This window comes from Nonomuraea sp. AD125B (assembly GCF_041402765.1).
GTDB lineage: Bacteria > Actinomycetota > Actinomycetes > Streptosporangiales > Streptosporangiaceae > Nonomuraea > Nonomuraea bangladeshensis.
In genome coordinates, this window is record NZ_JBGLOU010000023.1 from 1 (window position 1) to 12,169 (window position 12,169).

The following is a 12,169-nucleotide window of genomic DNA, read 5'->3' on the forward strand; positions in this document are numbered from 1 at the left end:
TCCGCCGCCCGCGGCACTGGGGCGGTGACTGGCGTCGTCGTCGGCCGCACGTCCTGCTGCAGGGGCTGCGCCGGCGGAGGGCTCGTGGCCGCCAGGTTCTCCAGGTGTAGGCGTGCGGTTGCCAGGTTTCCCGGGGCCGGGTGTGTAGTCGCCAGGTTCCTGAGGTGTGGGTGTGTGGTCGCCGAATTCGCTGGGAGCGGGCGTGTGGTCATCAGGTTCCCTGAGGACGGGCGCGTGGTCGCCGGCTTCGGCCGCTCCGTGCGTGTCCGCCGCCCCATGACCGCCGTCACGGACTTCGTGGGTCCGCGGTGGCGGTGGGGAGGAGGTGCGGGAGTCGCGCCGGCGGTGGATCACGTGGTCAAGGCTACGGACATCGCCGTCCGTCCCGCGTCCCCCCGAGGTCTGATCCTGCCTCAACCCCAGGTACCGCTTACATGATTACGATCGCCCTGAGCGAACATCACCAAGAAAGGGAACATTAGGCGGCTCCAATGGATTGAGTCGGTATAACTCAACCCTTTGGAGTTCGCATGAGTGAGAGCTTGACCCTCCCGGTCCTGCCGCTGGACGACGAGGTGGTCCTGCCGGGCATGGTGGTCCCGCTGGACCTGTCCGACTCCGAGGTGCGCGCGGCGATCGACGCGGCCCGTGCATCCGGTGGCAACAAGCCGCGGGTGCTCCTCGTTCCCCGCATCGACGGCCGCTACGGCGCCACCGGTGTCCGCGCCGTGGTGGAGCAGGTCGGGCGGCTTCCCGGAGGCGAGCCCGCGGCGGTCGTCCGCGGCGTGGACCGCGTCCGCGTGGGCGCCGGCACGACCGGCCCCGGCGCCGCACTGTGGGTGGAGGCGCACACGATCGACGCCGTCCCGGCGAGCGAGCGCGCGCACGAGCTGGCCAAGGAGTACAAGGCCCTGGCCACCACGATCTTGCAGAAGCGCGGCGCCTGGCAGGTGGTCGACCAGGTCAACCAGATCGACGACCCGTCGGTGCTCGCCGACAGCTCCGGCTACACCCCTTGGCTGTCCACGGCGCAGAAGGTCGAGCTGCTGGAGGCGGCCGACCCCGCCGACCGGCTGGCCCGGCTGATCGAGTGGTCCCGCGACCACCTCGCCGAGCTGGACGTCGCCGAGACGATCCGCAAGGACGTCCAGGAGGGCATGGAGAAGCAGCAGCGGGAGTTCCTGCTGCGCCAGCAGCTCGCCGCCGTACGCAAGGAGCTCAAGGAGCTCAACGGCGACGCCGAGACCGAGGAGGAGGACTACCGCTCCCGCGTCGAGGCCGCCGACCTGCCCGACAAGGTACGCGAGGCCGCGCTCAAGGAGGTCGACAAGCTTGAGCGCACGCCCGACCAGTCGCCCGAGACCGGCTGGATCCGCACCTGGCTCGACACCGTCCTCGACATGCCGTGGAACGTCCGCACCGAGGACAACTACGACATCACCGGTGCGCGGGCCGTGCTCGACGCCGACCACACGGGGCTGAAGGAGGTCAAGGACCGCATCATCGAGCACCTGGCCGTGCGCAAGCGCCGCCAGGAGCGCGGCCTCGGCGTCGTCGGCGGCCGGCGCAGCGGCGCGGTGCTCGCGCTCGCGGGCCCTCCCGGGGTCGGCAAGACCTCGCTGGGCGAGTCCGTGGCCCGCGCGATGGGCCGCAAGTTCGTCCGGGTGGCGCTCGGCGGCGTCCGCGACGAGGCCGAGATTCGCGGCCACCGCCGCACGTACGTCGGCGCGCTGCCCGGCCGCGTGGTCCGTGCCATCCGCGAGGCCGGCTCGATGAACCCGGTCGTCCTGCTCGACGAGGTCGACAAGGTCGGCGCCGACTACCGCGGCGACCCGACGGCCGCGCTGCTGGAGGTGCTCGACCCGGCGCAGAACCACACCTTCCGCGACCACTACCTCGAGGTCGAGCTCGACCTGTCCGACGTGCTCTTCCTGGCGACGGCGAACGTCCTGGAGGCCATCCCGGGCCCGCTGCTCGACCGCATGGAGGTCGTCACGCTCGACGGCTACACCGAGGACGAGAAGGTCGCCATCGCCCGCGACCACCTGCTGCCCAGGCAGCGGGAGCTGGCCGGGCTGAGCGCCGAGGAGGTCGTCGTCGAGGAGGCCGCGCTGCGCAGGCTGGCCGCCGAGTACACCCGCGAGGCGGGCGTGCGCTCGCTGGAGCGGGCGGTCGGCCGGGTGCTGCGCAAGGTGGCCGCCAAGGACGAGCTGCCGGTCACCGTCGGCGAGTCCGACCTGGTCGAATACCTCGGCCGGCCGCGGTTCGTGCCGGAGTCCTCGCTGCCGGAGACCGCCCAGCGCACCTCGGTGCCGGGCGTCGCCACCGGCCTGGCCGTCACCGGGGCCGGGGGAGACGTCCTCTACGTGGAGGCGTCGCTGGCCGACCCGGAGACCGGCGAGACCGGGCTCACGCTCACCGGCCAGCTCGGTGACGTGATGAAGGAGTCGGCCAGGATCGCGCTGTCCTACCTGCGCTCGCACGGCGCGGAGCTGGAGCTGCCGGTCACCGCGCTGAAGGACCGGTCGGTGCACGTGCACTTCCCCGCGGGCGCCGTCCCTAAGGACGGTCCCTCGGCGGGCGTGACGCTGACGACCGCGCTGGCCTCGCTCCTGTCCGGCCGGCTGGTCCGCAGCGACGTGGCCATGACCGGTGAGATCTCGCTGACCGGGCGGGTCCTGCCGATCGGCGGCGTCAAGCAGAAGCTGCTGGCCGCGCACCGGGCGGGCATCACCACCGTCCTGATCCCGGCCCGTAACGAGCCGGACCTGGACGACGTGCCCGAGGAGGTCCGGAGCGAGCTGACCATTCACCCGGTCAGCGACGTGCGCGAGGTGCTGGAGCTCGCGCTGACGCCGGCCCAGGTCGGGACCACCGTCGCGGCCTGACCGGTCCCGCGTGGCCGCGCCTTGCGGGGCCACGCGTTGCGGGACCACGTCTTGCGGGACCACGCCCGCCGTCCCTCGCCGAGGGACGGCGGGCGTTCCTGTTTCAGCCCGCGCCGTGCGACTCGTCGGTGATCAGCAACGACTCCAGCTCGGACAGCAGTGCGACCACCCGCGCCGTGTCGGCGGGGTCGCGCAGGGCGGCCCCGACCACCTCGTCCACCGGGCTGGTCGCCCGCCGGAACAGCGCGTGCACGGTCCGGTCGGCCACCCGCACCTGCGTACGCCGGCCGTCGCCCGGGTCCGGCCTGGTCTCCAGGACGCCGCGCTCGCGCATGCGCGCCACGGACGCCGACACGTGGCTCTGCGCGAAGCCGGTGCGGGCCTGGATCTCGCGCACCGCGCTGTCCGGATGGCGGAGCACGTCCACGAAGACGGCCTCCTCGCCGGGGGTGAGCACCGGCTCGCCCGCCTCGCTCTCCGTGGCCTTGGCGAGCTCCACCAGCCGCCGTCCGAGTCTGCGCATCCTCGCGATGTTCATGGCCCGCATGTTACATCGCTACCGATGCATCTCCACCGATACGACCGACGTGACATGAATCACGCGAGTGGTCCGGAATATGCGCTTCTCGCCAGCCGTTTGCACGGGCGTGAACGAGGCATACGCGAACCACCAAGGCGCCCCCGGGGCGGCCCTGTGTTGTCGCATGCGCTTGGGACGAATGCCGGCCCGCTGACCCCGACCGCCCCCGCCCGCCCGTTCTCCTCCCGAAGGTCCTGATGATCGCCCCCGTGTTCGTGCTGCGCAGGCTGAGCCACCTGCCGTTCCCTCCGGGCACCCGCTGACGCCGGCCGGTTCCTCCGCCCGTTGTCGTCCATCTCCGCGGCCCCGGCCGCCCTCAGTCGTGGGGTAGTTCTTCCGTGATCCAGGCTTCCGGCCTGCGCAAGCAGTACGGCGACGTCGTCGCGCTCGACGGCGTCGACCTCACCGTGCGCGAAGGCGAGATCTTCGGCGTGCTCGGCCAGAGCGGCGCGGGCAAGAGCACGCTGCTGCGCTGCGTCAACCTGCTCGAACGCCCCGACGCGGGCACCGTCACCGTCACCGGTCAGGACCTGACCGCGCTGCGCGAGGCCGAGCTCAACCGGGCCCGCCGCCGCATCGGCATGATCCATCAGCACTTCGCGCTGCTGTCCTCGCGTACGGTCGCCGGCAACGTGGCGTTCCCCCTGGAGATCATGGGCGTGTCCAGGGCCGAGCGCGAGCGCCGCGTCGGCGAGCTGCTGGAGCTGGTCGGGCTGGAGGGCCGCGGCGGGCACCGCCCGCACCAGCTCTCCGGCGGGCAGAAGCAGCGCGTCGGCATCGCCCGCGCGCTCGCCGGCAACCCGTCGGTGCTGCTGTCGGACGAGGCCACCTCCGCGCTCGACCCGGCCACCACGCAGCAGATCCTCGCCCTGCTCAAGCGGCTCAACGCCGAGCTGGGCCTGACGATCCTGCTCATCACCCACGAGATGAACGTGGTCAAGAGCGTCTGCGACTCCGTCGCCATCATGTCCGGCGGGCGCGTCGAGGAGTCGGGGACCATCGCCGACCTCGTCCGCACCCCCGGATCCCGCCTGACCAGGGAGATCTTCCCGCTGCCCGAGCCGGCGCCCGCCGGTTCCGTGACGCTGACGTTCGCCGGCCAGGCGGGCCGGCCGGTGGTGTCGGAGGTCGTGCGCAAGTTCGACGTGGACCTCAACATCCTGGGCGGCTCGATCGAGGAGCTGGCCGGCGACTCGGTCGGGCGGCTGCGCGTCGCGCTGGACGGCCCGGAGGCCGGGGCCGCGCTCGCGTACCTGCGTGAGTCCGGACTGATCGTGGAGGAGGCCGCGTGACCTGGGAAGAGATGCTGCCGCTGCTGTGGCCGGCGACGGTGGAGACGGCCCAGATGGTGGGCTGGTCCACGCTGTTCACCGTGCTGTTCGGGCTGCCGATCGGCGTGGCGCTCGTCGTGCTCGACCGGGGCGGGCTGCGGCCGGCGCCCGCGCTGCGGGCGGTGCTCGGGTTCGTGGTCAACATCGGGCGGTCGCTGCCGTTCATCGTGCTGATGATCGCGATCATCCCGTTCACCCGGCTGGTCGTCGGCACCACCATCGGGACCGCCGCGTTCGTCGTGCCGCTCACCGTCGGGGCGGTGCCGTTCTTCGCCCGGCTGGTGGAGACCGCGCTGCGCGAGGTCGGGACGGACGTCGTCCAGGCCGCCCAGGCCATGGGCGCGAGCCGGGCCACCGTCGTGCGCAAGGTCCTGCTGCCCGAGGCCCTGCCCGGCCTGGTCGCCGGGCTGACGGTGACCGTCGTCGCGCTCATCGGCTACTCCGCCATGGCCGGCACGCTCGGCGGCGGCGGGCTCGGCGACCTCGCCGTCCGCTACGGCTACCAGCGCTTCGAGACGCTGCTGATGATCGTCACCGTCGTGCTGCTCATCGTCATCGTGCAACTCCTGCAGAGCCTGGGCGACTGGGTCGCCCGGCGTCTATCGCACAAGTAAGGAAGAAATCATGAACATCCGTCGTGTCCTGGGCGTCGTCGCCCTGTCGTTGTCGCTCGCCGCATGCGGTACGTCGCAGTCCGCGACGGACACCGCCTCGGAGGCCGGCGGCAAGACCGCCGAGTCCGCCGACACCGTGATCAAGGTGGGCGCGAGCCCCGTGCCGCACGCGGAGATCCTGAACTTCGTCAAGGAGAACCTGGCCCCCGCCGCCGGGCTCAAGCTGGAGATCGTGGAGTTCACGGACTACGTGCAGCCGAACGTGCAGCTCGACGAGGGGCAGCTCACCGCCAACTTCTTCCAGCACAAGCCGTACCTGGACGACTTCAACGCCTCCAAGGGCACCAAGCTGGCCTTCGCCACCCCCGTGCACCTGGAGCCGCTGGGCCTCTACTCCAAGAAGGTCACCGAGCTGTCCGCGCTGCCGAGCGGCGCCACGGTGGCCCTGCCCAACGACGCCACCAACCTCGGCCGCGCGCTCAAGCTGCTCGCCGACAACGGCGTGGTCACGCTGAAGGAGGGTGTCGGCACCGCGGCCACCGAGCGCGACGTCGCCGCCAACCCGAAGAACCTGACGTTCAAGGCGCTGGAGGCGGCGCAGCTCCCGCGTTCGCTGGACGACGTGGACGCCGCCGTGATCAACGGCAACTACGCCCTTGAGGCCGGGCTCAAGCCCGCCTCGCAGGCGCTCGCGCTGGAGAAGACCGAGGGCAACCCGTACGTCAACGGCCTCGTCGTGCAGGCCGGCCACGAGAAGGACGCCGGCATCGTCACCCTCGGCAAGCTGCTGCAGGACCCGAAGACCAAGGAGTTCATCCAGCAGAAGTACGAGGGCTCGGTCATCCCGGCCGAGTAGGTCCCCCCGGCTTGACCGGGAAGGATGACGGGCGGGCGGCGTCCGCGTGCTGGCGCGCCCGCCCGCCTACCGAATACTGTTCTAGTCATGCATCCGGGAGCCATCGCAGCAGTCACCCCCGACAAGCCCGCTGTGGTCATGGCGGGCTCCGGGCGGATCGTCACCTACCGCGAGCTGGACGAGGAGTCGAACCGGCTGGCGCACCTGTTCCGCGCCGCCGGGCTACGGCCGGGCGACCACATCGCGTTCATGCTCACCAACCACCCGCTCTTCCTGTCCGTCGCCTGGGCGGCGCACCGGTCGGGTCTGTACTACACGCCCATCAGCTCCCGGCTGCAGACCGACGAGCTCGCGTACATCGTGGACAACTGCGGCGCGCGGGTCTTCATCTCCAGCGCGGACCTGGCCGACGTGGCCGCCTCGATCGCCGACGCCACGCCCAAGGTCGAGCTGCGCCTGATGATCGACGGCGTCGCCGAGGGCTTTGAGTCGTACGAGGAGGCCGTCGCCGGGCAGCCGACGACGCCGGTCGAGGACGAGTGCACCGGCGCCGACATGCTCTACTCCTCCGGCACCACCGGCCGGCCCAAGGGCGTCAAGGTGCCCGCGCCGCACGGCCCCCTGGAGGAGCCCGGGATGCTGCTCCAGCTCATCTCGGCGCTGTTCGCGCCCTCCACCGACAGCGTCTACCTCTCGCCCGCGCCCCTCTACCACGCGGCCCCGCTGCGTTACTGCATGACGTTTCAGCGCCTCGGCGCGACGGTCGTGGTCATGGAACGCTTCGACCCCGAGCAGTACCTGGCGCTGGTGGAGCGCCACAAGGTCACGCACTCGCAGCTCGTGCCGACCATGTTCATCAAGATGCTGAAGCTGCCCGAGGAGACCCGGGCCAGGTACGACCTGTCCTCGCTCAAGTACGCCATCCACGCCGCCGCGCCCTGCCCCGTGCCCGTCAAGGAGCAGATGATGGACTGGTGGGGGCCGATCATCCACGAGTACTACGCGGGCACCGAGGGCAACGGCTTCCTCTACGTCGGCCCCGAGGACTGGCTCAAGCACAAGGGCACCGTCGGCCGCTCCCTGCTCGGCGTCGTGCACATCTGCGACGAGGACGGCGAGGACGTGCCCGCGGGCACGCACGGCACCATCTTCTTCGAGAACGGCGGCCGTTTCGAGTATCACGGCGACCCGGACAAGACCCGCTCCGCGCAGGACCCGAAGGGCCGCGGCTGGACCACGCTCGGCGACATCGGCTACCTCGACGAGGACGGCTTCCTCTACCTCACCGACCGCCGCTCGTACATGATCATCTCCGGCGGCGTGAACATCTACCCGCAGGAGGCCGAGAACGTGCTGTCGGTGCACCCCAAGGTCGCCGACGTGGCCGTCTTCGGCGTGCCGGACGAGGAGATGGGCGAGCAGGTCAAGGCCGTGGTCGAGCCGGTCTCCATGGACGAGGCGGGGCCGGAGCTGGAGGCTGAGCTGATCGCGTACTGCCGCGAGCGCCTGGCCCACTACAAGTGCCCGAAGTCGATCGACTTCCGCCAGGAGCTGCCGCGCCACCCCACGGGCAAGCTCTACAAGCGCCTGCTGCGCGACGAGTACTGGCCCGCCCGCTCCTGAACCCGCGCGGGGCGGCCCGTTTCCCCGGCCGCCCCGTCCTGTCAGGATGGGATCATGCCGGTACAGCAGATCGACCGCAGCAGACTGAAGGTCACGAGCCGCGCCCACATCGCCCGCTTACGCGCCGCACGCGCCCGCGAGCGCGAATGGCGTGAGGCACGACGGATGGTCCGCCTCTACCGGCAGGTATGGATCTGGGTGCTCTTCACCAGCATCGCCGTCACCCTGCTCGTGGGGGTTCTGCGCGGGATCGGCGTCCTGTCCCCCTGACGCCTGCACGCGCACCTCGCTCCATCGGCCTTCTCATGGAGTTCTGATCAGAGGCTTAACCAGGTCTTACGCGCGCCTTGGCACCCTTGAGTCAGAGAACCCTCGAGGAGATGACAGATGGACGCGAACGAGCCTCGCGAGCAGGGCACCGGCTGGAGCCAGTTCGGCGCCACCCCGCCGGCCGCCGGGGGCTTTCCCCGGCGGGACACGATCATCATGGAGCAGCCGCCCCCGCCGCCCCCCGCGCCCCCGAAGAAGCCCTTCTACGGCGGCAAGGCCGTCGCCGGGCTCGCGCTGGCGGCAGCCGCCATCGGCGGCGGGATCGTCGGCGGTGTCGTCGTCAACGCGTTCCAGCCCGACCCCGTCTCCGTCACCACCACCTCCAACCCCAGCGCGCCGAGCCCCGTCTTCAAGACCGCCTCGAGCGATCTGACCGTCGCCGAGGTGGCGGCCAAGGTGCAGCCCAGCGTGGTGATGATCCAGGGGCAGAGCGGTGAGGGATCCGGCGTGGTGCTGTCGGAGGACGGCCTCATCCTGACCAACAACCACGTCGTCGTCGGCGCCGGTCAGGGCGGCGGGCAGATGACGGTCAAGTTCAGCGACGGCAAGACGGCCAAGGCCAGTGTGGTCGGCACCGACCCGGCCACCGACCTCGCCGTCATCCGCGCCGAGGGCGCCTCCGGGCTGACCAAGGCCGCGCTCGGCGACAGCGACCAGCTCAAGGTCGGCGACGACGTGCTCGCCATCGGCAGCCCGCTCGGTCTCGACGGCTCCGTCACCCGGGGCATCGTCAGCGCCCTGGACCGCACTCTGACGGTCGGCGGCGAGCAGCGCCAGCAGCTGCCGCCCGGCTGGGGCCAGGAGCAGCAGCAGGGCCAGAGCGAGGAGCCGACCACGATCGGCGGCGCCATCCAGACCGACGCCTCGATCAACCCGGGCAACTCGGGCGGCGCGCTGGTCAACGCGGCCGGTGAGCTGATCGGCATCAACACCGCGATCGCCTCCGAGGCGGCCGGCGGCGGCGTCGGCTTCGCCATCCCGGTCAACACCGCCAAGCAGGTGGCCGACCAGCTCATCAGCTCCGGCAAGGTCACCCACGCCTTCCTCGGCGTGAGTGTGACGGACGCGACAGGCGACGTTCCCGGCGCCCTGATCAGGGAGATCACCGCCGGAAGCCCCGCGGAGAAGGCAGGTCTGCGGCAGGGCGACCTCATCACCAAAATCAACGACAAGGCGGTTGACGGGGGCGATACGGTTGTCGGACAGGTCAGAGGTTTCAAACCCGGTCAAGCGGTCAAGATCACATATATGAGGGACGGGCAGGCGCACGACGCCACCGTGACCCTCGTCGAGAAGAAATAACAAGGACCCCCTCTTGGACGGGTGTGCCGTCGAGATCGCTGCGGACTCGGCGGCACACCCCCCCAATTCAGGAGAAACGCCGGCCCTCGTCCCGCCGGTACGCCCACGCGGCGGCCACCGCCATGGCGACCGTCCAGACCGCCAGCATCACCAGCGGCACGGTGCCGGGAGTGGTCCCGGCGACCGCCCACCAGATCAGCTCGGCCGCGCCCCTGGTCGGCACGTACGGCGAGACGACCTGCACGAACGTCGGCAGGATCTGCGGCGGCAGCAGCAGCCCGCCCACGATCGCCATCGGGAAGAACAGCACCTGCGCCACCGCCATCGCGGCCTTCGACGACAGCAGCAGCCCGACGAGCAGCCCCATCAGCATGAACGGCACGCTCCCCGCGACCAGCGTGCCCAGCCCGAGCAGCAGCCGCGCCGGTGTGATCGTCGCCTCGGTGAACAGCGCGGCCACCACGATCACGGGGACCACCGACACCAGCATCACGGCGAGCGTCGAGAGCATCCGCCCGGCGAAGCGCGGGAACGGCCCGGCGGGCAGGGTGCGCAGGTAGGGGTTCCACGGCAGCTCGCGGTCCTGCGACACCGAGATGGCGAGCCCGATCAGCGCCGCGGACATCGAGCCGAAGAACATCAGCGAGCCCGTCGCGGTGGTCGCCGCCACCGGGTCCTGGCCGGCGAACGGCACCACGAACGCCACCATCGACACGGCCGGGAACAACGAGCTGGCCAGCAGCCCGATCGGCACCCTGATCTGCTCCAGCAGGAGATAGCGGGTGTGCGCGACGACCAGGTTAGACATGGGTGCTCTCCTTCTGGCCGGAGGTGGCGGTGAGGGCCAGGAAGGCCTCCTCCAGGGTGGTGGGCCGGATCTCCAGCCCCGAGAACGCGGCCCCGCTGCGCACCAGCTCGACCACCAGCCGGTCGGGGTCGGCGGTGAGCAGCTCGATCCGGCCGTCGCGCCGCTCGGAGCCGAGGACGCCGGGCAGCTCGGGCAGGTCCGGAGCGGTGAGCGACACCTTGCGGACGCCCACGAAGTCGCGTACCGCGGCCACCGTGTCATCGGCCAGCACCCGTCCGTGGCCGATGACCACGACCCGCTCGGCCAGGGCCTCGATCTCCTCCAGGTAGTGGCTGGTCACCAGCACCGTGCCGCCCTCCTGCTGGAAGGCCCTGATGCCGTCCCACAGCGTCCGCCTGGCCTCGATGTCGAGGCCGGTGGTGGGCTCGTCCAGGAAGACCAGGCGCGGGCGGCCGGCGAAGGCGAGCGCCACGGCCAGCCGCCGCCGCTGCCCGCCCGACAGGCCGCCGACCTGCCGCCGCGCCAGGTCGTCCAGGCCGAACCTGGCCAGCAGCTCGCCCCGCTCCACCGGGTCGGGGAAGTGCGCGGAGACGAAGTCGATGATCTCGCCCACCCTTAACGACTCGGGCAGGCCGGTCTCCTGCGGGGTCACGCCGACGGCCCGCCGCCGCGCCGGGTCCAGCGGCGAGCCGCCGAGCAGCTCGACCGTGCCCGAGGAGGGGCGGCGCAGGCCGACGAACAGGTTGATCAGGGTGGACTTGCCGGCGCCGTTCGGGCCGAGCAGGCCGACGAGCTCACCGGCCCTGATGTCCAGCGAGACGCGGTCGAGTGCCAGTACGTCGCCGTAGCGGCGGCCGGCCTCGACGGCCCTGGCGAGGACTGTCATGTGGTTCCTCCAGCGGGGTCGATCAGGGCGCGGATGGCCCTGGTGTAGTCCTCGAAGGCCAGCCGCCCGCGCCTCGTCAGCGCGACGTACGTGACCGGGGTGCGGCCTCTGTGGGTCTTGGTGATGCGGACGTACTCCGCCTCCTCCAGCTTCGTCAGGTGGACCGAGAGGTTGCCGGCGGTCATGCCGAGCAGGTCCTTGAGCGCGCCGAAGGTCATCTCGTCCCCGTCGCCGAGCACGTTGAGCGCGGCGACCACCCGCAGCCTCGCCTGCGCGTGGATGACCGGGTCGAGCTCGGGCGGCGGCTGGTCCGCCGTCATGAGCGGCGCCTCCACCACAGGCCCGCCACGATGAACCCGCCGCCGAGCAGCACCGCCGTCAGCAGCGCGTGCCAGCCGGCGCCGAGCAGGACGCCCAGCAGGTTGACGGCGGCGGTCCAGAGGCCGACGGAGAACATCTGGCGGCTGGACCACACGGCGCCGCCCACCATGTAGAGCACCGCCACGATCGTCAGCATCGAGCCGCCCCAGAGCAGCTGGCTCTCCGCCGGCGGCAGAAGGGGCGAGAGCCGGACGTCGAGCACGGCCGTCAGCGCGATCCCGGCGAACCACGCCCAGCCGTACATCGACCCCCGGTCCCTGGTCGTGCCGCGGACCTGCCGGTTGGCGCGGGTGATGCCGTAGGCGGCCACCGTGCCGGCCACGAGCTGGGCGGCGGTCAGCAGGGACACCGCCGCGCCCTGGCTGATCGGCGCGTAGGACCGGCCGTCGAGCCCGAGGTGCAGGAACAGGGCGGTGAACCCGACCAGCCAGGCGACCCCCCAGGGCAGGTAGAGCAGCAGCGGGTCGATGTAGATGTGCCGGGCCGCGGCGGCCTGCTGAGCCTCGATGACGCGCAGCGTCTCCTCGGGGGTGGGCGGCCGCTCGTCGTCATCAAGCACGTAAACTCCTC

At 71.3% G+C, this 12,169-nt stretch carries 12 protein-coding genes; 7 read left to right on the plus strand and 5 right to left on the minus strand.

What is annotated here, in order from left to right; genetic code table 11:
• Positions 1 to 530 precede the first annotated feature (530 nt).
• Positions 531 to 2,888 (plus strand): endopeptidase La, encoded by a 2,358-nt coding sequence (lon, locus tag ACBR40_RS41805; RefSeq protein WP_371252321.1) that lies wholly within the window; start codon positions 531 to 533, stop codon positions 2,886 to 2,888.
• A gap of 103 nt (positions 2,889 to 2,991) precedes the next feature.
• Here lon and ACBR40_RS41810 read toward each other — a convergent pair whose 3' ends face one another.
• The gene (locus ACBR40_RS41810) at positions 2,992 to 3,426 is read right to left on the minus strand and encodes a helix-turn-helix domain-containing protein (RefSeq protein ID WP_364456556.1); all 435 of its coding nucleotides are present in this window, start codon (positions 3,424 to 3,426) and stop codon (positions 2,992 to 2,994) included.
• 380 nt (positions 3,427 to 3,806) lie between these two features.
• On the opposite strand from ACBR40_RS41810, the gene ACBR40_RS41815 reads away from it, so the two are divergent.
• The 6 genes from ACBR40_RS41815 (at position 3,807) to ACBR40_RS41840 (ending at position 9,524) form a co-directional block, all read left to right on the plus strand.
• The gene (locus ACBR40_RS41815; RefSeq protein ID WP_371252322.1) at positions 3,807 to 4,760 is read left to right on the plus strand and encodes a methionine ABC transporter ATP-binding protein; all 954 of its coding nucleotides are present in this window, start codon (positions 3,807 to 3,809) and stop codon (positions 4,758 to 4,760) included.
• Positions 4,757 to 5,413, plus strand: coding sequence for a methionine ABC transporter permease (locus ACBR40_RS41820; RefSeq protein WP_177240815.1), 657 nt, complete (start codon positions 4,757 to 4,759; stop codon positions 5,411 to 5,413). Before ACBR40_RS41815 ends, ACBR40_RS41820 begins: the two co-directional genes overlap by 4 nt.
• Positions 5,414 to 5,423: 10 nt before the next feature.
• Positions 5,424 to 6,269 (plus strand): MetQ/NlpA family ABC transporter substrate-binding protein, encoded by an 846-nt coding sequence (locus tag ACBR40_RS41825; protein ID WP_344205837.1) that lies wholly within the window; start codon positions 5,424 to 5,426, stop codon positions 6,267 to 6,269.
• Positions 6,270 to 6,356: 87 nt separating this feature from the next.
• Positions 6,357 to 7,892, plus strand: coding sequence for an acyl-CoA synthetase (locus ACBR40_RS41830; protein WP_344205839.1), 1,536 nt, complete (start codon positions 6,357 to 6,359; stop codon positions 7,890 to 7,892).
• 54 nt (positions 7,893 to 7,946) lie between these two features.
• Positions 7,947 to 8,162, plus strand: coding sequence for a hypothetical protein (locus ACBR40_RS41835; RefSeq protein ID WP_344205840.1), 216 nt, complete (start codon positions 7,947 to 7,949; stop codon positions 8,160 to 8,162).
• Between the two features lie 117 nt (positions 8,163 to 8,279).
• Positions 8,280 to 9,524, plus strand: coding sequence for a S1C family serine protease (locus ACBR40_RS41840; RefSeq protein WP_371252323.1), 1,245 nt, complete (start codon positions 8,280 to 8,282; stop codon positions 9,522 to 9,524).
• Positions 9,525 to 9,591: 67 nt separating this feature from the next.
• Here the strand turns inward: ACBR40_RS41840 and ACBR40_RS41845 are convergent, their stop codons facing one another.
• The 4 genes from ACBR40_RS41845 to ACBR40_RS41860 are packed head-to-tail and all read right to left on the minus strand — an operon-like array spanning position 9,592 to position 12,158.
• Complete coding sequence (locus ACBR40_RS41845) at positions 9,592 to 10,332, minus strand: ABC transporter permease (protein ID WP_371252324.1); 741 nt, start codon at positions 10,330 to 10,332, stop codon at positions 9,592 to 9,594.
• Positions 10,325 to 11,218: an ABC transporter ATP-binding protein gene (locus ACBR40_RS41850; RefSeq protein WP_371252326.1), complete on the minus strand. Its 894-nt coding sequence runs from the start codon at positions 11,216 to 11,218 to the stop codon at positions 10,325 to 10,327. Before ACBR40_RS41850 ends, ACBR40_RS41845 begins: the two co-directional genes overlap by 8 nt.
• The gene (locus ACBR40_RS41855; RefSeq protein ID WP_344205846.1) at positions 11,215 to 11,538 is read right to left on the minus strand and encodes a transcriptional regulator; all 324 of its coding nucleotides are present in this window, start codon (positions 11,536 to 11,538) and stop codon (positions 11,215 to 11,217) included. Before ACBR40_RS41855 ends, ACBR40_RS41850 begins: the two co-directional genes overlap by 4 nt.
• Positions 11,535 to 12,158, minus strand: coding sequence for a hypothetical protein (locus tag ACBR40_RS41860; protein ID WP_344205848.1), 624 nt, complete (start codon positions 12,156 to 12,158; stop codon positions 11,535 to 11,537). The genes ACBR40_RS41855 and ACBR40_RS41860 overlap by 4 nt, the downstream gene beginning before the upstream one ends.
• Positions 12,159 to 12,169: the final 11 nt, after the last annotated feature.